The following is a 24,676-nucleotide window of genomic DNA, read 5'->3' on the forward strand; positions in this document are numbered from 1 at the left end:
TTTTGGCTAATATCATGAGCTTTGATGCCTGGTCTATTTTGTTTTTGGTGGGTCAATCCTTAGCCATTTTTTTGGTCGTGGTATTGGTTGCCGCAATTATGATCGTTTATGAGCGCCGCATGCTGGCCTTATGGCAAGATCGCTACGGTCCTAACCGTGTTGGGCCTTTTGGTTCGTTGCAGCTTATTGCAGATATGCTCAAGATCTTCTTTAAAGAAGATTGGACACCAAAATTTACCGATAAGTTCATGTTTACGTTGGCACCTGCGGTCGCTATGTTTACTGCATTGGCTTCGTTCGCCATTATTCCTATCTCGCCAACGCTAGGCGTGGTCGACTGGGATATTGGCATTTTGTTTTTCTTCGCCATGGCTGGTATTGCCGTCTATGCCGTAATGTTCGGTGGTTGGGCCTCTGCAAACAAATTCTCATTACTAGGTGGTTTACGCTCTGCTGCACAGACAATCAGTTATGAAGTGTTCTTAGGTTTGTCGTTGATGGGCGTTGTTGCACTAACAGGTTCATTTAACTTGCGCGCTATTGTTGAAGCGCAAGCGGATGGCTGGTATATCATTCCGCAGTTCTTTGGTTTTTTGACCTTTGTAGTGGCTGGTGTGGCCGTTACGCATAGACATCCATTTGACCAACCAGAAGCAGAGCAAGAGCTGGCCGAAGGCTATCATGTCGAATATTCTGGCATGAAGTTCGGTATGTTCTTCATTGGGGAATATGTCAACGTTGTCTTGATTTCTGCATTGATGACTTGCTTGTTTTTTGGTGGTTGGCTTGCACCTTTTAATTTAGATATTCCATTTATTCCACCAGCTTTTTGGTTCATGATTAAAACGCTGTTCTTTATGACCATGTTTGTTTTGGCTCGAGGCTCACTCATGCGTCCGCGTTATGATCAGGTGATGAACTTTGGCTGGAAAGTATGTTTGCCTGTAACCTTGATCAATTTGTTGATTACGGCTGCGGTCATTTTGATCTTTTCCCCAACGTTATAGTCATTACTAGTAGCCATCACTGATGAACTAGGGTAAAGCTGATAAGGATAATAATCCCATGTTTACTACCATAAAAAAGACCGTCATTGGTATATTTACCATTGTCCGCAGCATGTGGATGGTCAATAGTCATGCGCTCAGACCGCGTGACACCATCCTTTATCCTGAAGAGCCGGTACCTGTACCGCCGCGTTTTCGTGGACGTATTGTCCTAACGCGTGATCCTGATGGAGACGAGCGCTGTGTCGCTTGTAACTTATGTGCGGTGGCATGTCCGGTAGGGTGTATCTCATTACAAAAAGCCGAGCGTGAAGATGGACGCTGGTATCCAGAGTTTTTTCGTATTAACTTTTCACGCTGTATCTTTTGTGGATTGTGTGAAGAGGCATGTCCAACGACAGCCATTCAATTGACGCCTGACTTTGAGTTGGGTGAATATAAGCGTCAAGATTTGGTCTACGAAAAAGAGCATTTGCTTATTTCAGGACCAGGTAAATACCCTGATTATAACTATTATCGTGTGACAGGTATGGCGGTAGCAGAAAAACCAAAAGGTGCAGCACAAAACGAGTCTGCACCGATTGATCTAAGGAGCTTGCTACCATGATGAATATTTTGAACCATCCTGAACTGGCTGGGTTTTATTCGCTTGCAGCAGTGGCCGTATTTGCCAGTCTGCGCGTAGTAACTCAGGCCAATCCCGTGCATGCTATCTTATCGATGATTGTGTCATTGCTAGCAATCGCTGGAATATTCTTTGTATTAGGTGCGCCGTTTGCTGGCGCATTAGAGATTGTTGTTTATGCAGGTGCCATTATGGTGCTATTCGTCTTTGTGATTATGATGCTTAATTTGGGTATGAGTAATGATGAGCGTGAAGAGCGTTGGCTTGATGCAGGCACTTGGGCGATACCAACAGGATTGACGATAATTATTGCCGTCGTGCTCTATACGATGATTGGTCTCAACCATGATGAAGCTGTCATGATGGGTGGTACGACTATCTCTGCTAAAGCAGTCGGTACGGTACTGTTTACCAAATATATTATGTTGGTCGAAGTAGCAGCATTGCTATTATTAGCAGCCTTGGTTGCTGCTTATCATTTAGGCAAAGAGACGGTCGATGAAGAGATAATCGGCAACGACAGCCAAGGCTTTCAACCAAGCGTAGGCAGTATCAAGCAATACGACAATGATAATAATATTACACAGCATGATGCCGTAGAAATGGCTAAGCCTTATGAATATAAAGAAGTTGATCCGCATGACTATGTAGGTATGAAAGTAGGTGCGAACAAAGTTACGCGCAAGGAGTCAGACTAATGGTACTAGCAGCAAGCGTGGCACAAGATGTGTCAAACGTGCCGTTTGCCCACGAGGTGGCAGGCTTAGTACAGCCAGCCGCTGAGGCGCAAAATGTACTGGGTATGATACCCATGAGCCATGGACTGATTTTGGCAGGTATTTTATTTGCCATCGGTCTGTGCGGTGTCATGGTACGACGTAACTTCCTATTTATGCTAATGAGTCTTGAGATCATGATGAATGCGGCAGCATTGGCATTTGTAGTAGCAGGTAGTCGCTGGGTAGATCCAGACGGACAAATTATGTTTATCTTTATTTTGACCTTAGCAGCCGCTGAAGCGTCAATTGGTCTGGCAATATTATTGCGTTTTTATCATCAGCGTGGGCATCTCGATGTCGATAGCGCCAATGAGATGAAAGGATGATGTCATGAGTTTATTACCATTAACCTTTATATTTCCGCTCATTGGCTTTTTGATTTTAGCCTTTATGCGTGACAAATTATCAGAGCAGGTCGCAGCTATTGTTGGCGTAGGTAGCATGCTGCTATCAGCACTATGCACGCTAGTCGTTAGCTATACTTTTTTGACTACCAATCCAGCTGGAACGGTAGTAGAAGTTCCGCTGTGGACATGGTTCCAAGTGGGCGATTTTGCGCCACATTTTGGTTTGAGCTTTGATGGTTTGGCATTGACTATGACTGGTGTCATCACTGGGATTGGCTTTTTGATCCATTTGTTTGCCGCTTGGTACATGAAAGGCGATACTGGCTTTGCTCGTTTCTTTAGCTATATGAACTTGTTTGTGGCCAGTATGTTGTTACTGGTACTAGCAGATGACTTATTCTTGCTTTATCTCGGCTGGGAAGGCGTGGGTATCTGTTCTTACCTATTGATTGGTTATTATTACCATTACAGAGCCAACGGCCGTGCTGCGATGAAAGCTTTTACCGTTACGCGTGTCGGTGATGTGTTCTTGGCCTTCGGTTTGTTCTTATTATTCCGCGAATTCGGTACGCTCAATATTCAAGAGATTATTACGCGTGCGCCAGAAGTATTCGATATTAATAACCCAACGATGATGCTAACGACCATGATGTTGGTTGGCGGCGCGATGGGTAAATCTGCCCAGTTGCCCCTACATACATGGCTTGCTGATGCGATGGCAGGCCCAACTCCCGTATCGGCATTGATTCACGCAGCGACGATGGTGACGGCAGGGGTTTATCTGATTGCTCGTCTACATCCATTGTTTGAATTGACCCCGGGTATTTTGTTGTATTGGGTCGGCGGTGTAGGCGCGTTGACGTTAGTCGTTGCTGGGTTCTGTGCACTTGCGCAAACAGATATCAAACGTATTCTTGCTTATTCGACCATGAGTCAAATTGGTTATATGTTCCTAGCACTTGGCGTAGGCGCGTGGCAAGGGGCAATCTTCCATCTGATGACCCATGCTTTCTTTAAAGCATTGCTGTTCTTATCATCAGGTGCGGTCATCCTTGCGGTACATCATGAGCAAGACATCTTTAAGATGGGCGGTCTGCGCAAAAAGATACCATTGGTATTCTGGTGTTATATCGTCGGTGGCGGTGCACTTGCTGCAATACCTTGGGTTACTGTTGGTTTCTATTCTAAAGAAGCGATTCTTTGGGAAACTTATGCGACCGGACATTTAGTACTATTCTATATGGGTGTCTTTGGTGCCTTCTTAACCGCGATTTATACGTTCCGTATGATTTGGATTATCTTCTTCGGTGAAGAAAAAACCCATGCTCATAAGCTATCAGGGATGTCGTACTGGTTGCCTTTAACCGTATTGTTAGTGTTATCTACTGCTGTTGGTGCGTGGATTACGCCACCGTTAGAGGGCGTGTTGCCAGAGAGCGTTGGTCATTTATTAGAAGTTGCCGGTCAAGCGCATGCTAAGCACACCGCAGAGTATATCGCGATGGGTGCCATGGCCGCAGGTTTGATATTGGCTGCACTATTATATGTGGTTAATAAAGGTCGCTTGCTTACTAGCTTTAAGCGCTCACGTATTGGTGGGGCATTATATCACTGGTGCTACCATGGCCTAGGTTTTGACGCGCTATATGATGTACTTTTCGTAAAACCCTTTTTGTTCATCGGCCGCTTACTTAAAGCCGACCCTATTGATAAAACGTGGTTACTGTTACCTAAGCTGGCTTCAGCAGGTAATAAAGTATTGTCTGCGACGCAAACAGGGTCTCTTCGAGGTTATGCCACAAGCTTTGGCTTGGGTATGGCTGTATTGCTGGTGCTGGTAATGATGACGGTGGTGTAAAAGATGATTGAGTTACAACAAACGTGGATGCTACCAGCATTAATCGCAATTCCTTTTATTGCAGGTTTGCTATGTTGGGTGGTAGAACGATTTAATAAGCGTCTGCCGCGCTGGATTGCCTTGATCGGTATGACGTTGACCTTTGCTTTGTCATTACTACTTTGGCAGCAAGGTGACTTTAGTGGTATGAGTAAGCAAGTCATTGCGCCAGATGCTGCAGTGCCTTGGGTAGCAGAATTTAGTGTACCGTGGATACCTAGCTTTGGTATAAGCTTTCATTTAGCGTTAGATGGTTTGTCGCTGTTAATGGTGGCTTTGACAGGTTTGCTTGGTGTGGCAGCTGTTGCTTGCTCGTGGAATGAGATTCAGCGCCGTGTTGGTTTCTTCCATTTAAACCTGCTATGGAGTCTGGGCGGCGTCATCGGTGTTTTCTTAGCGATTGACCTATTCTTATTCTTCTTCTTTTGGGAGATGATGCTGGTTCCTATCTATTTCTTGATCGCCATTTGGGGTCATGATGTGGTAGGCAAAACCAAAGAATATGCCGCAACCAAGTTCTTTATCTATACCCAAGCGTCTGGGCTTATCATGCTCATCGGTATCTTGGTATTGGTCATTATCAGCTACGCCCAAAAAGGGGTGGTGAGCTTTAACTATAATGACTTGCTCGGTACGTCACTTGGCGGCTGGGAATATCCAATCATGCTGTGCTTCTTTATTGGTTTTGCAGTGAAGTTGCCAATCATTCCTTTCCATGGCTGGTTGCCAGATGCGCATGCGCAGGCACCAACGGCAGGTTCTGTGGATTTGGCAGGTGTACTGATTAAAACCGCTGCGTATGGTTTGATTCGTTTTGTGTTGCCACTATTTCCAGCAGCATCACAAGAGTTTGCGCCGATAGCGATTACCTTAGGTACGATTGGTATTTTTTACGGTGCATGGCTCGCGTTTATGCAGACAGATATGAAGCGTCTGCTCGCTTATACCAGTATCTCGCACATGGGTTTTGTGGTATTGGCAATCTATGCCGGAACATTACTCAGCTTACAAGGTCTGATGATTCAGATGCTTGCTCATGGCTTGAGTTCAGCTGCACTCTTCATCATGGCAGGACAGCTATATGAGCGTCTGCATACCCGTGATTTGACCTTGATGGGTGGTATGTGGGGACAGTTCCGTTACTACGCGCCGATATTGATGTTCTTTTGTGCCGCGCTACTAGGTATTCCAGGTACGGGTAACTTCATTGGCGAGTTCATGATTCTATTTGGCTCATTTGCTCAGTATCCAGTGTTTGTGGTTTTCGCGACATTCAGTTTGGTACTAGCAGGCCTTTATTCGCTAATTCTGATTCATCGCGCACTATTTGGTAAAAACAACATCGCAGCGTTGGCAGAGCGAGAGACTAAGTCACATGGCTTACCTGCACGTAAATTAAAAGATTTGGGCAAGCGGGAGCTGTCATTGCTACTGATGTTAGCTGCTGGTTTGGTATGGCTAGGACTGTATCCACAGCCATTCCTTGATACCTCAAGTCACGCGATGCAGTGGATCAATAACGCATATATATACAGTCAAGTGACACAAGTAGATGCGTCGCATCTGCTTGATGTAATGGAGGCACGTTAAGTCATGAATGATATTACGATGAATGATTTGATAGGATTGTTGCCTTACGCACCGATTATCGCCGTAGTGATTACGGTACTAACGGTTATGATCGCGATTACATTTAAACGCTCGCACATGGTCACTGGTACGATTACAGTGGCAGGCTTAAACGTCGGTTTGTTTACTCTCATCGGGCAGATGATCGGCGTGATTGAAAGCGGCTCTATCGCACCAAACGCTGAGCAGTTGTTTGTTATAGACAACTTTGCTCAGTTTAATATGGTAGTGATTTTTATCTGTGCCTTGGCTTGTTGTACACTGTCTTATGCGTATCTGGCCAACCTCAAAGATAATAAAGAAGAGCTATACTTGCTCATGTTGTTATCGACCATTGGCGCACTACTAATGGTAAGCGCGCAGCATATGGCCTCATTCTTTATGAGCCTAGAGATGCTGTCAGTACCGCTATATGGTTTGCTTGCTTATACTTATATGCGCAACCAGTCACTTGAGTCGGGTCTGAAGTACTTGGTATTGTCGGCGACTGCATCAGCGACGTTACTGATGGGTATGGCCTTTATTTATGCAGAAGTTGGCTCATTAGCATTTAAGCCAATCAGTATGGCATTGGGAAATATCTTTGAGTCGCCATTACTGATATTGGGCGCGGCAATGATGATGTTTGGTATCGCCTTTAAACTATCGGCTGCACCTTTCCATATGTGGACGCCTGATATTTATGAAGGTGCACCAGCGCCTATCGCTACCTTTTTAGCATCAGTATCAAAAGTGGCGATGATGGCACTGGCAGTACGTTTCTTAATCGATACTGCTTTGCTAGCACTACCATCAGTGCAAATGCTATTGATGGTGATGGCAACTTTATCTATCTTGGTAGGTAACTTATTGGCAGTACGTCAAACCAGTCTCAAGCGTCTACTCGGTTACTCATCTATTGCCCATATGGGTTACGTGATGATCGTGATTGTCAGTATTGGCTCAGCCGCTGATAGTATCTCTAGTATGTATATGGCAGTGTATGCCTTTACCTCTATCGGTGCCTTTGGTGTAGTGACATTGATGTCGAGTCCATATCGCTTATCTGGTGAAGCCGATGAGTTGACGCATTATCAAGGGTTGTTTTGGCGTCGTCCAGTATTGACCGCCGTCATGACTATCATGATGTTGTCATTGGCTGGTATTCCGTTGACGGCAGGCTTTATCACCAAACTATTTGCCATCTTAGCTGCTGTGCAAGGCACCAATTGGTTCTTGGCGGGGATGATTATCTTGGGTAGTGCGATTGGTCTATTCTACTACTTACGCGTTTTACTTACGCTGTTCAAACGTCCCAAGCAATTCATCGAGTTTGATGTGTCTGGACAATGGGGTATTCGTACTGGTGGTATCATGATCATTGCTGTGACGGCGATTATTCTATTCTTTGGTATCTTGCCAAATAGTATGATTGAGTGGGCAAGTTTGGCTCGAATTTGGTAATGTCGCTGAATTAATACGACAGATAAGTCGCTGTGACCTATCTGTTGTTACGGTTAAAAAACCAAGATGCGCCAGCTTTATGATAAGCTTGGCGCATCTTTTTTTTATGCTTACCTTGTTGGTACTTATCTTTTTTTGCCTATCAAAGGTATCTTATAAAAATACAGTTTCATAAAGTATAAGTGACGAATAATTATGAGTGATAATATTCAAACAGTAACGGTGCTCAGTAAAACCACATGGACGCCAAATCTATTTAGCTTTACCGTTAGCCGTCCCGACAGTTTTAAGTTTACCGCAGGGCAGTTTGTGCGTTTGGGCGTCAATCCCAGTCAATTGAAATATTATCAACAGACTGATGCAAGTGATGAAACTGCTGATACCGCATTGAATGAAGACGTTTTTCGCGCGTATTCGATTGTTTCTTCGCCCTTTGATGAGGTGATAGAGTTTTTCTCTATTGTGATTCCTGACGGTGCATTTACCTCGCAATTGCAGCACTTACAAGTAGGAGATGAGCTATTACTCAACACCATGCCATTTGGGTTTTTGACTTTGGCGCGTTACCAAAAACCATTGCCAAAAGACTTATGGCTGCTAGCAACAGGAACTGGCTTAGCACCGTTTTTGTCAATGCTACAAGATTTAAAGACATGGGAAGATTACGAGCACATCGTATTGGCCTATAGCGCACGCTCGCTCGATGAACTGGCTTACGTTGAGAAAATTGAGCGCCTACAAGAAGACTTCGGTACGCTGGTTGATAATCCAGCAAAGCTTATCTTTATACCAATTGTCACTCGTGAGCCTGTCGAAGGTACATTATCAGAGCGTCTGCCAAAGCTACTGCTAGAAGGCAGCTTACAAGAGCGCGCGGGAATCGCATTAGACATTGATACTACCCATGTCATGCTATGTGGTAATCCAGATATGGTAGAAGATACTAAAGAAGCGTTAAAAACATTAGGACTGGTAATGAATCGCCGCGGCGAGGGTAATATTGCCGTAGAGAACTACTGGTAGTTATTGGATTTAATAAAAAAGCGCTGTATCTATAAGACTTATAGATACAGCGCTTTTTTATGGGATAAAACATTGTCTTATGGGATAAGGCATTAGCAACTTACTCTTGGCTTGGTTCAGTCGCATCATCTACAGGATTGATAGGCCCTTGCATCAATTCAGGATCGTCATCATCACTGATGATATCTTCATTGCTGCTGGCAGCCAGTAAATCGCGATAGTTAATCTGAGCCTTTAAAACCATTTGCTCTTCTTCTAGCTCACCATAATTTATCTGCACTTTATGCAAGGTGCTTATGATTTTTTTATTATTTTTTAACCAACGATGGATATCAAGATAAATCACCTCATCTTTTGCACGAGCAATATTTACGTACGACAGAATAAAGCCTAAAGGGTCTTTTTTGAGCACACTGTGATAAAACCAAATCGCCAGTTTGATGCCTTGACGTTTCACGAAAGATTCACAGCGCAGATTTAGTATATCGGTATAAGTTTGCTGACCAAATACAAAACGTTGTACATTGCGATCGAGTTGAACGTGAACTAAGCTAAAGTTACTTGCTACCTCGGCATAGATACCGCCTGCATTGACAGTGCAGTACAAACGAAACCAGTCATCATGCATCTCGACACGTAGTTCTAAAATGGCTTTCACATTATCGGTGACAAACCTTTGTAGTGCATCATTAACGTAAGTCTGTGCTACTGGTAATGATAGTTCATCCTCGAACTTGTCCGTCGTCTTGTTATAGATATCTTTAACCGATTGGGCGATACGATCCCAACCACTGCCGAATGACTCGTCAAAACGATAGCCAATACTCTCGAAGAACTCATCAAAATTTTCTGAATTATTCACGTTATCAAAGTCACTCAAACTTATTATCCTTATAGGGCGCGTCATTTAATCGGTGACGTAAAAATGGCTAAACAGTATCTGCAGGCAATCGTTAATCCAAACGAAAGCAAATGCACTATAACTTCTAAATCTTTACGACCAACAGTAATTTTTATACTGGTAGCAAAAGCGAAAAAATCACCTTTAATACTAGTGCATCTATGTCTATTAAACTGCTTAACTAAGGCGATGCACAGTTCTGATTATGACAATGCACAATGCACAATGCACAATGCTAACCATTCAATTGTGTTAAGGCAGTATATAACAAATACAGTGGCTTCAAAATGAACACGTGCGTTTTATAGCAACTCATTTGGTATAGACAGTGTTTCGTTTGTCTTATAGGTTCTCAAATGCATATCTATTAATCAGCGGCTAAGGTTACCAATCCTGCATGGCAGATGTCAAAATGCCGCCGCAGTGTTGATACTGGCGACATAATTCTATGTCATGTTATGATAGCGCCAGTATAAATCTTGCTTATCGTTACAATACTGATTAAATGGTGCCTTGTATTGATATGCTCACAATCTGAGATCCATTGTGGCCTATATAAAAGACTCACAGAGTTATCATTTTTCAGCGCAAGCTCCTAAGCGCAATATCAGCTTGCCTGTCGCTATTATCATTGCGGTAGCTGTCCATGTGTTGATTATTTTCGGCATCGGCTTTTCCATGGGAAAAGACCCAGCTGCCATGATGCAAGACGTGGCAAAGGCGCTGACCGACAACATGCAGCCCAATGAAGATGCGCACTTTATTGCCAACGCTTCACAAGAGGGCGGTGGTACAATAGAAGAGCAGCTAAGACAAGAGAACAATCAGCTAAGTGCAATGTCTGCTGAGCAAATGAGTGAGACTCAAGACATCATCAACTTACAGCGCCAAGTTCGTCAGCAGCGCTACCAAGAAAGTTATCTACGTACGACGTTGAGCTGGCGTCAAGCCACGGTAGAGTCGGATAATGATAGCGAGCAAGCGCAAGATGATGCGATGGCGCAAGAAGAGCGACTACGTAAGCAGATTGCAACCTTAGAAGCTCAATTGTCTCAGCGTCAGCAGGTCTATGCAACCAAATCCAAAGTCGTGACGATGGATAGTAATTCGACCACGCGGGGTGCGGCAGCAGATTATATTAATACATTCCGCGAGCATGTCGAGCGAGTGGGCAACTTGCATTATCCTGTGCAAGCACGCGTTCAAGGTATCACGGGTGAGGTGCGGTTAATGGTGATCATCAGTAACGATGGCAATATCAAAGCCATTCGCTTGCTTGAAAGCTCGAACTCTACGATATTGGATGAAGCTGCTAAGCAGTCGGTACGACAAGCTGCACCCTTTGGTAAATTCACTGAAGATATGAGCGATATCGTCGAGCTGCGCTTGATACGTACGTACCGCTATAGTGATACGGTTGAAGTAACGTATTAAGGTTAACCTATACAAGTACTAAGAATAAATTTACTTAAAATAAAGTCAATGAAAATACAGCTGTTAAAAACAACGCACTATGTTTTATAAGTACAGATATCAAAACTCATAACACACCGCTATAAAATAAAGAGTCATTATGGAATTTTTAGGTTTTACCGTAGATGTCGCGACTTTAACGAGCAACGCTTTAGAGCTGGTCATTAAAGTCGCTTTAGCAATAATTATATTTATCGTTGGGCGTTGGCTTGCCAAAAAGGCAGTCTCTTTTTCTGATCGACTGATGACGCGTAGTCATTTGGATCAGACAGTTGCCAGCTTTTTAAGTCGGCTATTGTATGGCGTACTACTGGTTGTGGTGGTCTTAGCTGCACTTAGTAAAGTCGGCGTGCAGACTACCTCTGTCGTCGCGATCTTAGGTGGTGCTGCCGTTGCCATTGGTTTGTCACTGAAAGATCAGCTATCGAATTTTGCTGCTGGTATTATGATTGTGACGTTTCGCCCGTTTGTACGCGGTGACTATGTGCAGATATTGGGTCACACAGGGACGGTAAGTGAAATCAGCCTAGTTAATACGCATCTAACAACCACCACCAATCACGATATTATTATTCCAAACGGTGATATCACCACCAGTGCTACTGTCAATTATAGCTCGCTGCCCAATCGCCGTGTCGATATCACGCTTGGTATTGGTTATGACGCTGATATTAAAACAGCTAAAGATATTATGATTAAACTGGCTACTGATAATCCATTGTCATTCGCTGATCCAGCACCTATTGTTCGAGTTACTAACCTGGGTGACAATTCAGTCGACCTAACGCTCAATGTTTGGACCACAAATGACGATTGGTGGAGCATGCAGTGTGATTTGTTAGAGCAATTCAAATATGCCCTTGATGATAATAAAATTGATATTCCATTCCCGCAGCGCAGTGTACATGTTAAAGGATTGGATATGTTGATGGGCAATAAAGACCAGTCACCAGCGCCATTACCTTCTTTAGACAAAGATAATAATGCCTAAAATGCGCAGCTTGTGAGTTAACAGATCAAGTAAAACAAACAGCCTCAACAATCATAAATAAGGATTTGGCAGCGCAAGATTTTTTAGAATGGCAATCTCAAACGTTTCCATTTCATCTTGCTCAGCCTGTCCAAGCTCATGATCAAAACCCAATAGGTGTAGCACGCCATGTACCAGTAAATGGCTAATGTGCTGCGCCACGGTTTTGTCCTGTTCAGCCGCTTCACGTACCATCACTTCGTGACATATAATCAGCTCTCCAAGAGGCAACGTTGGCATCAGCTCAATGATAGTGGCAGGTAGTTCACTTGGATAAGACAAAATATTAGTCGCATAGTCCTTACCACGTGCTTCTAAATTTAATGCACGACCTTCGACTTCATCAGTAATATATATATCCAATGTTTTGGACTTTTCTTGCCATTGCTCAGAATCAATATCTGCAAAATAGGGTAGGGTCAGACCATTATTAATACGATTATCTATATAATCTAAAGTCGCCATCATGACTGACAGCAGACGCTCACGATTATAAAAAGTATCTAAGATCTCATCATTAATACTATCGGTCGCACTGATATCAAGTGCTGCTAAGTTGGCATAGTTGCTAGCGATCTTGTCATCAATATTGATGTTGTCAGGTTGGCTCATGTTGTTGTCCTTTTTATTATAAATAAATACGTTTTTCAGGTTGCATCGTTTGGGTTACTTACCAGCTTTTTTTGCCATATGAGTAGCTTAATAACTGGCTATTTCATTGCTAAGTTCTTGGCTAATATATAAAGGCTACTATAGCTAAGTTGCTGGTAGGCTACTAGTAGTGAAAGAGCTAAATCCAACAAACTATTGGTAAGAAAAAACCGGACTACTGTTAGTAATCCGGTTTTCTTATACAAGATAAGTGCTTATAGCGAATGTCTGTAATCCAGTTGTTAGCTGGATTATTACAAACTGGCTGCTGCATTAGCGACTGCTTGCTTACGCTCTTGTTCTTTCATGCGTTCAAACTTACGTTTTTCTTGTAGTGCCAGTTGTTCTTCATCAAACACATCATAGGCTTCGACAATTTGTTGTACCAACTGATGTCGCACCACATCTTTTGAGTCAAACTTTGTGATATGAATCTCTTCAATTCCACTCAAGATATCCATCGCCTGAGCCAAGCCTGATTTATGACCACGTGGCAAATCAACCTGAGTAATATCACCAGTGATGACCGCACGTGAGCCAAAGCCCAAGCGTGTCAAAAACATTTTCATCTGTTCAGGCGTGGTGTTCTGTGCTTCATCTAAAATGACAAATGAGTTATTCAAAGTACGACCACGCATATAAGCAAGTGGCGCGATTTCAATAATCTGACGCTCAATCATTTTACCCACTTTTTCAAAGCCGATCATCTCATAGAGTGCGTCATATAATGGGCGTAAGTATGGGTCAATTTTCTGAGTCAAATCACCTGGTAAGAAGCCTAGCTTTTCGCCAGCTTCTACCGCTGGACGTACCAGCAAAATACGTTCAATCTCATTACGTTCAAGCATATCCACGGCGCAAGCTACCGCTAGATAGGTTTTACCCGTACCAGCAGGCCCAATACCAAATGATACATCAGAGCTTAGGACGTTTCTTACGTAGCGCTGTTGGTTGCCACCGCGTGGAACGATGCGACCCTTGCGCGTACGCAAACTGATGGGCGTAAACTCGCTAGCCTCATCCAAGTCTTCATCGTATTCCATATCATCATGACCTTCTTGCTCATCTTCTTCGATGTCTTCATCACGAGAGATACTAGATTGGATGATGAGATGCAGTTCCTCTGCACTGATGTCTTTGGTGTTCTGGGCTTCATCTACCATTTTGTAGATGATACGTTCACCGCGTTCGACATTAGTCACATCGCCACTCAGGCAAAAATCGCCGTGGCGCTGCATGATTTTAATATCGAGACGTTCTTGGATGTATTTCATGTGGTTGTTGTATTCACCAAGCACGGTTTTTAGCTGTGCTGGAGTCAATGATTCAAACTTTATACGGCGGCTCATGGAATCAGTCAAGCGATTATCCTTTTATTGTGTACCCAACGCTATAGTTTGGTTTTAATGGCGTGACGGGTTGCAGAGATAAAATAGTTAGTGGCGTTACAGTGTTTTGGGTGTTGAAAAATTTTAGATAATAAAAATGACGGCGGTATTATTATTGTTTTTGTGGAAGGTAGTAAATGAAAGTAATAAAAGTCTTGCCTTCATTATGGTAGAGAATTTTTAAATTTCAAGCCATACATCTAGGTAGATGACACTGTTTTTGTATGCTGATTGCAACTGCTACAGCGACTTTCTGTAAATCGATTCAATGTTGCTAACAGTTCTATATAATTCATCGCTATCAGTTGTTTGATAATACTTTAATAAGATTAAGATTTTTAAGTTTTATGAATATAAACCTCGTTCTCGATGATGGTAAAGAAACGATTTGTCTACGGTTAAGGCCACGGCATAATAGACAATTTGTGGTAATCTATGGGCTATACCATGGTTTGCTGCAATCCATCTAATAACTGCAGTAACATGATAAAAATTATAAAATAAAATCAGTGGCAAGCGGTTATCTATCACTAATCAAACGCTTGTCTAAAAAATTATAATAGGAAAATAAAAATGCAAGATACTGATTCACATTTATCCAATTCTGACAACATATCTAAAAAGAAAGAAGCAATCACCGATCAGCAAGTGCTTATCGCAGGTGGTGGTCATGTTGGTTTATCTTTTGCATTGCTATTGGCTCACCACGGTATAGCAAGTACCTTATTAGAAAAAAACAGCTATCCAGCCATCAGTCCAACGGATGATAGTACTCGCAGCCATTATTTAGACAGTCGCAATACCGCATTATCACGGCGTACGGTACAGATATATCAAGAGATTGGACTGTGGGATGAATTACAGAGCCATGCTTGTCGTATCGATACCGTACAGATTAGTGAGCAGGGTAGTTTTGGACGCGCGCAGCTGAATAAAGCAGAAGAGCGCGTTGAATCATTTGGACAGGTCATCGAAAACGCTTGGCTGGGTCGAAAGCTCTTATTAGCCGCGCAGCAAGAGCCATTAATCACCTTGATAGATAATGCCAATGTAACGACGGTCCAACAGCAGGCCGATAGTGTGACACTTAGTTTTAACTATAATGATGAATCAGAAAACGAGCAGCAGCTACAAGCTAGCGTATTAGTCGCTTGCGATGGGCGCGACTCTACAGTACGTCAACTGCTAGATATCAGTACGACCACGTATGACTATCAGCAAACGGCCATCGTCGGGGTAGTAGAGACAGATACGCCACATGAGCATGCAGCGATTGAGCGTTTTAGTCCAGCTGGCCCACTTGCTGTGCTACCGCTGACTGACCCAGAAGGTGATGGCAATAATGAATATCAAAACGGTTATAGACGCTCGGTCGTCTGGGTCTGTCCAAAGGGCGAAGAAACTAGGTATCTGGAAGACGACGACCATTTCTTGCAGACGTTACAGCAAGCGTTTGGGCAACGTGCTGGCAAGTTTGTCGCTGCTGGTCGCCGCGGCGCCTATCCATTGACCCGCGTACTAGCGGATAAGCAAGTAGAAGGGCGCTGCGTCATTATGGGTAATGCCGCTCACACTTTACATCCTGTCGCTGGTCAAGGCTTTAATCTTTGTATGCGAGATGCACATGTATTGGCACAAATGCTGAATACACAAGTGCTTAAAGGTGAAGATATCGGTGATGCTCAGTTATTAAAGCGTTATGAGAAAGCACGTCAGACCGACCAGAAACGAGTGATTCGATTCTGTGATGCGGTAGTACATGGTTTTACCCATCCTAATCCAGCGATTAAGCTGGCGCGAAACATGGCGTTGTTGGCCTTTGATAAGTTGCCAAATATTAAACCACTAGTCGCCACTTATGCGATGGGTCTAAAGTCATAGTGCTATAGCTAATCCTCTTTAAAAGAGTGACAGCGTTAACCTCGCTTGAAGTATTGCCTATACATCTGCACTCGGTTGCATTGTCTCTCTTTTAAACTGAATCAATTATATATAGTTAAGATTGATAATAATTATTCTAATATTGAGCAATATTGAGAGACACCTTATGAAAAACAACCATACGTTGATTATCGGTAGTGGTATCGTTGGGGCGACGCTTGCTCTAAAGCTGGCGCAAGATAAAATGCCAGTGACATTGATTGATGCCTGTCCTGCGCGTGATGAATCAGCTTGGCAAAACGTACTTAGCAAACGTGATGCACGTGTCTATGCCCTCAGTATGGCCAGCATTAATTTGTTGAAAGATGTTGGTGCGTGGCAACATATTGCCACATCCAATCGCAAAGCAGACTACTCACAAATGCAGGTATGGCAGCTAAATGGTATGGGTGAGTTATTGTTTGGCGAAAGTGAAGATATTGGCGGCGAGGATAATAGTAGCAAAAATCATGCACCTACATTATTAGGTAGTATGGTAGAGCCAGCTGTCATCGAGCACGCACTGTGGCAGCGTTTACATGAAGATGATGTCAGTGACTATCTAACCCTTATCGCTGGTCATAAAGTTGTCAATATGGATTGGCTGGGGGCGCAGCAAGGCTACCGTGTGACTTTAGACAGTGGCGAAGCGATTGATACGCGTCTATTAGTTGGCGCTGATGGGCGCGGCTCATTTGTACGTCAGCAAGCAGGAATTGGAGTAGATACGTTAGACTATAGTCAAACTGCCATCTGCTGTGCGATTCAGACCGAGAAGCCGCATCAGGCAACTGCACGTCAAGCCATGCTACCGACGGGTACACTAGCACTATTGCCATTAGCAGATATAACCGATGCTGATCAAGAAAACCCGCAGCATTGGCAGTCTATTGTATGGACATTGCCACGTAATCAAGCATTGGCGTTGATAGAGGAAGAAGATCGCTTTATCGCTGATAAGTTAGCAGCTGCCAGCAATTACGAGCTGGGTGCGATCAATCAGATTGAGTCTATCGCTAGTTTTCCATTATCGGCACAGCAAGCGAAAAGCTACGTGGCTGACAACTTAGTGCTCATCGGTGATGCTGCTCATGGCGTACATCCACTGGCGGGTCAAGGGCTGAACCTTGGTATGCTCGATGTGAAGGTGCTATGTGAGCAGCTGATGCATGACTTTGCCCGTAGTGGCAGTACGCTTTGGGGCAACAATCAAACGCTACGTCATTATGAGCGTTCGCGTCGCCCGCATAATAGCATGATGATGCATAGTTTTTCTGCGCTTAACTGGTTATTTGCAGGGTCGCTTGCTCAAATGCGTCCCGTGCAGCAGATACGTAATGAGGGCATGTACCGTGTTAGCAAAATCAAGCCGTTGATGCGTTTGTTTGCTAAGCAGGCGAGTGGGGTTTAAACAACTACCCCAACGCTGAGAAAAACACCATCAGCACTGGCGAGACAATATTAATTAAGAAGCCAAAGCTAATCGCTAGTGGCACGACTTTTAGACCACCTGACTGCTGGATGATAGGCAAGGTAAAGTCTAAACTGGTCGCGCCACCAAGCCCAACCGCAGCGGAAGGGTATTTGCGCATAAATACTGGAATAAAGATTAATGCAAAGAACTCACGTACTAAGTCGTTAAATAACGCGACACTGCCCCAAACCGCGCCATAAGCGTCGGTCATGACAATCGCTGAGAGCGAGTACCAACCAAACCCTGACGATAGTGCTAAGCCTTTTGTCCATGATACATCCGTAAATAGTAGCGCGAAAATAAGCCCGCCTGCCAATACTGCTAGCGTAAAGATGACACTCATCTCAACGCCGCGTTTATTGAGCAGCACTTCTTTTAACGTGATGCCCGAACCTTTTAAGCCTATACCGACCAGTAAAATCAAAATCATCAACATGACGGTCATAGAGTTTTCAGGCGGCATATAATCAGCAGGCAAGAAATAGCCAATCACCATCCCAATCACCACACAAACGACTTGTGCTAAGCTACCTCGAATGCTCACCTGATGTTCTTTAGATTTTACGCTTGGTTTTTTGGCATGCCATGGTCGCAGATGGTCAAACACCATAAGCGAAAACAATCCTGTGCCAATCGTCAGTATTGATAGGACAGTGACATATAGAACAATTTCACCAACCTGACTACCTAAGCCTTCTACCTGAGACAGCTCAATCCCGATCAATGCTAGGATGATAAATACTAAATATGACAAACCTTTGTCTGCCAGTTTTGTCATAGTAGGGTTAGAAGGAATGGCAAAGCCAATAAACATTGGCATTAATACCAGAACAAGGGTGACTAGGCTTTGCATGATGAAGGGCTCGCAGCGTTTTTTATAAGGCTTTTTTAAGAAGCTGAAGATTGTACCATATAAGGTTAGCAATACTGATATGAGCCACTGAGATTCATTGTAAATCATTGGTCGTTGTTGACTAAAATAGGAAAAGTTGGATGATTACAATGATGACAGTAAATACCTTTTTTAAACTATTTGAACGTTTTTGAGCATTCTGTAATTCTTTACCTTATAAACTTTTGTTGCTACATTAAAGTACTGAAAATATTTGGCTAGACTCATGTCGCTATATCAGTTTAAAACTCAGTTTCAAAATCAACTACGTCCGATAAGCAATACGCTGGTTGAGCAAAATGTTACCGCTAATCAAGTGACGGTATCCGCTGTTTTATTGAGCGTCGGCACTGCCTATATAATTGCTAAGCCAGCAGCTGAACAGCAGAGGTTGTGGCTGCTATTACCTTCATCATTGTTTGTACGGATGGCACTCAATGCCATCGACGGCATGATGGCGCGTGAGCATGGCCAAGCATCGACGCTGGGCGCAGTGCTCAATGAAATGGGTGATATTGTTGCTGATACGGCTCTCATTGCCAGTTTGGCTCCTCACGTTACTCAGCATGGCTTACAGATGAATTCTGAACGACAGACTGGCACGAGTAAGTCACTAACCACTCAGCGGCATATTAGTAGCATGGTGGCATTGAGTGTTGGTACCGAACTGCTCGGTATCGCTAGCAATACGATACTAGGGGTTAGGGCGAACCAAGGGCCTTTGGGCAAAAGTGACCGCGCGTTAGTGCTGGGTGTGCTTGGTGCTTTTATGGGGAGTAAGCTGCCGTTATCACTCTCTCATTTTAAAATCATACCGCTATTCATATTGACCGAAGCACTCCTACTCAAAACATGCTTAAATCGTATACGCTATATGGCAAACCTATATTTGATGCATCAGCCGCCAACACTTCGATCAGTAACGCGTAAGTCGAAAAACAACTCACTATCTATCAATACCGCTTCATTTCGTGATACTGCTTTACCAAATAATTCTAATGACAACGCTTACCCACTGGAGCTCAAAGAAATGCCAACCACCTCGGTTAATAATCAAAAAATAAAAGAACAGGCCAGTGTTAATTTGGAGCAGCCTTCACCCACAGTTATCAATAGTGAAATCATAAATGGTGAAAGTTGCTACAACGCTTATGATGGCACGGCTATTTATTATCGCTATTGGCTCACAATGCCATTAGTAGATATGCAAAAATCAACGATTAAAAAAGCCGCTCAGCCGTTACGCCAAGTGATTTTATTACATCGTGGCCATGAGCATTCGGGCCGATTAGCCGAGCTAGGACAGCAGTTTGCAGCAGCGGGCTATCAAGTGTTTGCATGGGATGCGCGCGGTAATGGTCGCTCAGGCGGTATCAAAGACCATGCCGAGAGCGTCACTGAACTAGAGAGAGATTTAGACGGATTTGTACAACTGGTCATCGGGCAAACTGGCATTGCTATCGAAGATACCCTAATCGTCGCCAGTAGTATCGGTGCGGTACTGGCGGCAGCATGGGTGCATGATTATGCGCCCAATATTCGCGGTATGATACTCGGTACGCCTGCGCTAAGCATTCGCTTGTACATGCCCTTTGCGATACCGTCACTAAAGGTGGCACGTACGCTGGGTCTGATGTCACGTGTCAGCAGTTATGTCAAAGCACAAGTGCTGACCCATGATAAAGACGCGCAGCAAGCCTACAATGCGGATCCATTGATATCGAACAGTATTTCGACTGACTTATTGATTGATACTCATGCCACAGGTCAGCGTTTGCTTGATGATGCAGGGGCTATCACTGTGCCGACGTTCGTACTGTGCGCAGGTAAGGATTACGTGGTCGATAAGCAGGCTGAACGCACGTTTTATGAAGCGATAAACACACCGACCAAACGCTGGAAACTATACCCAGACAGTTATCACGCAATCTTTCACGAAACCAATAAGGCAGATGTGTTTGCCGACTGCATAGATTTTGCTGAGCAGGTGTTTGCCGCGCCAGTACAAGCGCCTGATTTGAGTACCGCGCATTTGAATAGCGCCAGTAAAGACAAGGTAGACCGCTTAGCGATTAAGCCATTTAATCCGAGCTTTGCTATTACTCGTTTTGCGATGCAGAAATTCGGTCATGTCAGCGACGCGATTGCTACAGGGCTTGAGCATGGGTTTGATTCGGGCCACTCGCTTGATCATGTTTATTATAATCAGCCAAGTGGTCAAAATAAATTTGGACATGCAGTAGATAAGTTTTATTTAAACAATATCGGTTGGCAAGGTATTCGTATACGCCGCGCGCATATTCTGGAGCTGGCACGTTTAGCGCTCGCAGATATTAAAGACAAAAACCAAAATGCTACCAAACCATATCAACCAAAACTACTCGATATCGCCAGTGGCCATGGTTTTTATGCGTTTGACTTATTGACTGAGTTTACCGATTTGCATGCGGAGCTACGAGATTATGAGATGCATAATATCCAAGCACTGCAAGCGAAAGCCTCTAATTTAGCCATTACTAATCGAGTCACTGCCTGTCAAAAGGATGCGTTTGACGCAGCCAGTTATCAGCAAGTAGAGAAGACGAGCAGCAGTAAGGTCGATAAAGGTTTTGATATTGCCATCAGCTCAGGCGTGTTTGAACTGTTTTCTGATAATACGCTACCAGCGACGGCATTGGCAGGTATTTATGACAGCTTAAAAGCAAATGGTTATCTGATTTATACCAACCAACCGTGGCACCCTGAACAGGAGTTTATTAGTAAAACCTTAAACAACCATCGTGGTAGCAGTTGGGTAATGCGCTGTCGCTCACAAGCGGAAATGGATCAACTGGTTGAGCGTGCTGGCTTCAAAAAGGTTGCTATGCGTATCGATCGTTTTGGTATCTTTACCGTGTCATTAGCGATCAAAACCCCGCTAGCTAATGATGAGTCATAGATGAATAGTCGGCAGGTTAAACCCTACGAGCGTGTACAGCTCTTTTCTGGAGGCGGCTCACGTTTTGGCTATTATTTGGGCAGTTATGCGGCATTGGTCGAGCATGATTTGGCACCAGATATTATCGTGGGTACTTGCGGTGGCAGTTTGTCTGCTTATCTAGTACAGCTTGCATCTGATCCTAAGGACTTGCAGGCGCTGATGTGCAGCCGCGAGCTGTATTCAGTTATCAAAGCGATTCGCCATGTTACCCCTGATGAGGCCAACAGGTGTGCAAAAATGCGTTATATAACGCATGCGCTCAAACGTTTAGGTTTGTCATTATCCTATCAATCGTCCAAAGCTCAGCGGCATCGGCAAGCAGACAGCTATGCGCGACTCCTAGATGAGCTGCAACAATTGGCGATGTTCCGTATTGATGATGAGGGGCAATGGCTTGATGAGCTGGCTGGTGTCTCTATCAATAGGCATAATATCAATAGACATAATGACTTTAACGCGAATCACACAACGCCAGAGATAGCCATTATCGCGAGCCGCCTGTATTCAGCATCTGCGGATAGCGATTTATTGAATAATAACTTGGCTAATAGTAACTTGGCTAATAGCAGCCGGACTGATACGTCCGCCAATAATCACCATGTAAAGCTGCAAGAGTTATTATTTGCGCCACCGCTTTTGGCAGAGTATCTATCAGACCTGCCTACCGAGCGCATGACATCACCGACGCATAGCTTTGCCAATGAGCGGATACATCCCCCTGTTAAGCTTCTGACCCAATGGGATATTCAGTCAGTGGTTCGTGCCTCTATGGCGGATATGTATTATTTACCGCCTATCCATATTACAGAGCTTGGCTGGTGCTTGGGCGGGGTTATTAACCTTACACCTATTGAGCTGGCCTGTCAGTTGGCGAAAACGGTATTTGCAGAGACCAAGGATGGTTATGATGCATGGCTTGCGGCCCCTGCCATTAAACGGGTTTTTGGTTTTGACCCAAATGCGCGGTTGGCCGCAGTACATAGTTATCAATCGAAAGTGGCATTGTCCAAATCCACATCGTCAAAACCTGCACCGCCTCATTGGCTACCATTTGCCGATAATGCCCAGCAGCTGACGGGGAAAAATGTGCAAAAGCGGTTTAATCTACAGCAAATGACCGTCGAGCTGATACACGCTGACTATGGTGGGTTTGTGCAGCAAATGCAGGCGCAATGGCAGTATGGCCATCAGCGTACGGCCGATTACATACAGCAGCATAAATTATGACAACTCATGCAGAAGATACTACCCAAAACCACGCGCCGCATCTTATAGTTATAGGCGGTACAGGTGGGGTTGGTTTGGAACTGGCTGTGCATCATTTGCAGCTTGGCTGGCAGGTGAGTGTGGTTGGGCGGCGCATGACAAAGATAGAGCATCTTAACAGCCAGTATCCGACTATTCAGAGCTATGTTTGCGAGCTGACTGATGATACTCAAATAAAAAATTTACTAGAGAAATTATCGAGCACACGCTTTGATAGACTGGTTTATAGTGCGGGCAGCTATACCAATGAGCGTACGCATCAGTTGAATCAAGCAGACAGCGATAAGATGTTGGCGATTAATCTGCAAGCGTTTGAGCAGGTATTTAGCTGGGCCAGCACTCAGTTAAAGCAGCAAAGCCAGTCGCTTGCTGTTACTAAGAGCAAAGGCACCGATAATCTTAAGCCAAGCCTTATTTGCTTGGCATCCATTGCGGGTACGCTCGATTATCCTTATGCCAGTCTTTATGCCAAAAGTAAACGCGCGATGATAGCGACGGCCAGTGCTTATCGATTAGCGCTTGACCCTTATAATATTCAAGTGACCTGCATTGCTTCAGGTTATATCGATACCCAAGCGCTGCGTGATTTGAACGACGGTGATGCCAGTCATAAGCCATTTATTATGAGTACGCAAACAGCGGTAATAAATATCATGAAAGCGATTGACGATGATGTTGAGTTGGCCGTGTTTCCAAAATCGATGCGCTACATTACTCGCACGCTAAACCACTTACCTAAGCCATTACTCAACTGGATATTACGCAGTAAGCTAGATAAGCCTGCTTAACCAAGCATTGCTTTATCGTCAATTAATCAATCAATTTAAAAGTAATACAAGGCAAGCGAGTGTAGATGTATATCTAATACTGCAGACGAGGTTAACGCTGTAATAGTTATATAGCGAAGTAACTGTCATCAAAAACAGACTGCTCACCCAAATATCCAGTAGAACAAGGTAAATAACGGCACTCCAATTAGTAAGCTATCCACCCGATCTAATACGCCGCCATGTCCAGCCAGCATCGTGCCAGTATCTTTTACCCCATGTTGGCGTTTAAATGCTGATTCTAATAAATCCCCGGCAATACCGCTCACTGCCAAGCTGTAGGCTGCCAGTAAGCAAACCCACCAGCTAAAAGGCGTGAGCAATAATCCTAGAAACGAAGCCAATATAGCCGCACACAAACTGCCAAAAACAGCGCCTTCAATGCTTTTGTTTGGGCTAACGGTTGGGGCAAGTCCTCGTTTAAACCATTTCCGGCCTAGCAATCGTCCACATAGATATTGAGCAATATCGTTGAATTGACTGGCAAATAGTACAAACAGCAATACGCCATATTGCTCACGTTGCCATGTCAATTGCTGCAATGTGATAAGACTAATGATGAGTAAGATGAAGGCAGCACTCAGTAGCAGATCTAAGGAGTTGAGTCGCGTATAGTGCTGAGTCGGATTGAGAAAGGTTTTTGGTAGCAGGGGTGTACTTATCTGTAAGCCTTGCGCTTGGAGTTTATGAATGAGCGCGGCTTTACTATGCAAACACCATAAGCGTTTAATCTCGTAGCTGCCGCGTAGACCAATTAATATAAAAAATAAAATGAGTAGCCATTGATAGGGATATGCTTGCGAATAAGAGTCTTGCGTATCGTTTGTTAATTTTGCAATCACATAGCAAGTACAGAGCGCGGCTAACATCAACCACCACGAGCGGGCGATCAGGTAGATTTTTGGCAAGCGTCTGCGCAGACAAGGTACGGCAAGTACACTCCAAGCCAAGCTCACGGTTATCATCAGGGCAATCACAAACACAATATCAGAAGCCATACCGTGGACACTCAAAGAAGAGGTAATATTTTAAGTCTATCCATAATGATAGCTTAAATGCTTCTTTAACTATAGTATTAGAAGCTATAGTGTCGGATATCGCCCTTAATAGGTTTAGCTATTGTT

20 protein-coding genes are annotated in these 24,676 nt (G+C 44.0%); 15 read left to right on the forward strand and 5 right to left on the reverse strand.

Annotated elements, in window-relative coordinates; all coding sequences use genetic code 11:
* Positions 1-14: 14 nt before the first annotated feature.
* From nuoH to ACT3QQ_RS07405, 8 genes are all read left to right on the forward strand, one after another.
* Positions 15-1,007, forward strand: coding sequence for an NADH-quinone oxidoreductase subunit NuoH (nuoH, locus tag ACT3QQ_RS07370; RefSeq protein ID WP_444521637.1), 993 nt, complete (start codon positions 15-17; stop codon positions 1,005-1,007).
* 58 nt (positions 1,008-1,065) lie between these two features.
* Positions 1,066-1,614 carry an NADH-quinone oxidoreductase subunit NuoI gene (gene nuoI / locus ACT3QQ_RS07375; RefSeq protein WP_444527487.1) on the forward strand — a complete coding sequence of 183 codons (549 nt, stop codon included), beginning with the start codon at positions 1,066-1,068 and terminating at the stop codon, positions 1,612-1,614.
* Positions 1,611-2,330 (forward strand): NADH-quinone oxidoreductase subunit J, encoded by a 720-nt coding sequence (gene nuoJ, locus ACT3QQ_RS07380; RefSeq protein WP_444527488.1) that lies wholly within the window; start codon positions 1,611-1,613, stop codon positions 2,328-2,330. Before nuoI ends, nuoJ begins: the two co-directional genes overlap by 4 nt.
* A gap of 98 nt (positions 2,331-2,428) precedes the next feature.
* Positions 2,429-2,737: an NADH-quinone oxidoreductase subunit NuoK gene (gene nuoK / locus ACT3QQ_RS07385; RefSeq protein WP_025653102.1), complete on the forward strand. Its 309-nt coding sequence runs from the start codon at positions 2,429-2,431 to the stop codon at positions 2,735-2,737.
* A gap of 4 nt (positions 2,738-2,741) precedes the next feature.
* Positions 2,742-4,616 carry an NADH-quinone oxidoreductase subunit L gene (gene nuoL, locus ACT3QQ_RS07390; RefSeq protein ID WP_444527489.1) on the forward strand — a complete coding sequence of 625 codons (1,875 nt, stop codon included), beginning with the start codon at positions 2,742-2,744 and terminating at the stop codon, positions 4,614-4,616.
* A gap of 3 nt (positions 4,617-4,619) precedes the next feature.
* Entirely contained in the window at positions 4,620-6,245 is a 1,626-nt protein-coding gene (nuoM, locus tag ACT3QQ_RS07395) for an NADH-quinone oxidoreductase subunit M (protein WP_444527490.1), read from the forward strand.
* A gap of 3 nt (positions 6,246-6,248) precedes the next feature.
* The gene (locus ACT3QQ_RS07400; RefSeq protein ID WP_444527491.1) at positions 6,249-7,727 is read left to right on the forward strand and encodes an NADH-quinone oxidoreductase subunit N; all 1,479 of its coding nucleotides are present in this window, start codon (positions 6,249-6,251) and stop codon (positions 7,725-7,727) included.
* A 195-nt stretch (positions 7,728-7,922) separates the two neighbouring features.
* On the forward strand, positions 7,923-8,750 hold the full coding sequence (locus ACT3QQ_RS07405; protein WP_444527492.1) for a ferredoxin--NADP reductase: 828 nt from the start codon (positions 7,923-7,925) through the stop codon (positions 8,748-8,750).
* A gap of 100 nt (positions 8,751-8,850) precedes the next feature.
* Here ACT3QQ_RS07405 and ACT3QQ_RS07410 read toward each other — a convergent pair whose 3' ends face one another.
* Positions 8,851-9,630: a hypothetical protein gene (locus tag ACT3QQ_RS07410; protein ID WP_444527493.1), complete on the reverse strand. Its 780-nt coding sequence runs from the start codon at positions 9,628-9,630 to the stop codon at positions 8,851-8,853.
* Between the two features lie 567 nt (positions 9,631-10,197).
* On the opposite strand from ACT3QQ_RS07410, the gene ACT3QQ_RS07415 reads away from it, so the two are divergent.
* Together ACT3QQ_RS07415 and ACT3QQ_RS07420 are read left to right on the forward strand one after the other, a co-directional pair.
* On the forward strand, positions 10,198-11,085 hold the full coding sequence (locus tag ACT3QQ_RS07415) for an energy transducer TonB (RefSeq protein ID WP_444527494.1): 888 nt from the start codon (positions 10,198-10,200) through the stop codon (positions 11,083-11,085).
* 139 nt (positions 11,086-11,224) lie between these two features.
* Complete coding sequence (locus ACT3QQ_RS07420; RefSeq protein WP_444527495.1) at positions 11,225-12,115, forward strand: mechanosensitive ion channel family protein; 891 nt, start codon at positions 11,225-11,227, stop codon at positions 12,113-12,115.
* Positions 12,116-12,166: 51 nt separating this feature from the next.
* Here ACT3QQ_RS07420 and ybeY read toward each other — a convergent pair whose 3' ends face one another.
* Positions 12,167-12,766, reverse strand: a complete 600-nt coding sequence (ybeY, locus tag ACT3QQ_RS07425) for an rRNA maturation RNase YbeY (RefSeq protein ID WP_444523344.1) — start codon at positions 12,764-12,766, stop codon at positions 12,167-12,169.
* Between the two features lie 293 nt (positions 12,767-13,059).
* Positions 13,060-14,154 carry a PhoH family protein gene (locus ACT3QQ_RS07430; protein WP_444521634.1) on the reverse strand — a complete coding sequence of 365 codons (1,095 nt, stop codon included), beginning with the start codon at positions 14,152-14,154 and terminating at the stop codon, positions 13,060-13,062.
* A gap of 612 nt (positions 14,155-14,766) precedes the next feature.
* Here ACT3QQ_RS07430 and ACT3QQ_RS07435 point away from each other — a divergent pair.
* Together ACT3QQ_RS07435 and ACT3QQ_RS07440 are read left to right on the forward strand one after the other, a co-directional pair.
* Positions 14,767-16,074 carry a UbiH/UbiF/VisC/COQ6 family ubiquinone biosynthesis hydroxylase gene (locus ACT3QQ_RS07435; protein WP_444527496.1) on the forward strand — a complete coding sequence of 436 codons (1,308 nt, stop codon included), beginning with the start codon at positions 14,767-14,769 and terminating at the stop codon, positions 16,072-16,074.
* Positions 16,075-16,240: 166 nt separating this feature from the next.
* Positions 16,241-17,524 carry an FAD-dependent monooxygenase gene (locus ACT3QQ_RS07440; protein WP_444527497.1) on the forward strand — a complete coding sequence of 428 codons (1,284 nt, stop codon included), beginning with the start codon at positions 16,241-16,243 and terminating at the stop codon, positions 17,522-17,524.
* A 4-nt stretch (positions 17,525-17,528) separates the two neighbouring features.
* On the opposite strand, the gene ACT3QQ_RS07445 is transcribed toward ACT3QQ_RS07440, so the two are convergent.
* Positions 17,529-18,440 (reverse strand): lysine exporter LysO family protein, encoded by a 912-nt coding sequence (locus ACT3QQ_RS07445; RefSeq protein WP_444527498.1) that lies wholly within the window; start codon positions 18,438-18,440, stop codon positions 17,529-17,531.
* A 265-nt stretch (positions 18,441-18,705) separates the two neighbouring features.
* Here ACT3QQ_RS07445 and ACT3QQ_RS07450 point away from each other — a divergent pair, with 265 nt between their 5' ends.
* From ACT3QQ_RS07450 to ACT3QQ_RS07460, 3 genes are read left to right on the forward strand one after another with little or no spacing between them, the layout of a single operon-like run.
* Positions 18,706-21,417, forward strand: a complete 2,712-nt coding sequence (locus ACT3QQ_RS07450) for an alpha/beta fold hydrolase (protein WP_444527499.1) — start codon at positions 18,706-18,708, stop codon at positions 21,415-21,417.
* Positions 21,418-22,686 (forward strand): patatin-like phospholipase family protein, encoded by a 1,269-nt coding sequence (locus tag ACT3QQ_RS07455; protein WP_444527500.1) that lies wholly within the window; start codon positions 21,418-21,420, stop codon positions 22,684-22,686.
* Positions 22,683-23,513 (forward strand): SDR family NAD(P)-dependent oxidoreductase, encoded by an 831-nt coding sequence (locus ACT3QQ_RS07460; RefSeq protein WP_444527501.1) that lies wholly within the window; start codon positions 22,683-22,685, stop codon positions 23,511-23,513. Before ACT3QQ_RS07455 ends, ACT3QQ_RS07460 begins: the two co-directional genes overlap by 4 nt.
* Before the next feature lie 143 nt (positions 23,514-23,656).
* Here ACT3QQ_RS07460 and ACT3QQ_RS07465 read toward each other — a convergent pair whose 3' ends face one another.
* The gene (locus tag ACT3QQ_RS07465; RefSeq protein ID WP_444527502.1) at positions 23,657-24,550 is read right to left on the reverse strand and encodes a phosphatidate cytidylyltransferase; all 894 of its coding nucleotides are present in this window, start codon (positions 24,548-24,550) and stop codon (positions 23,657-23,659) included.
* Between the last annotated feature and the right edge of the window lie 126 nt (positions 24,551-24,676).

Source organism: Psychrobacter sp. AOP7-A1-24 (assembly GCF_052376235.1).
GTDB lineage: Bacteria > Pseudomonadota > Gammaproteobacteria > Pseudomonadales > Moraxellaceae > Psychrobacter.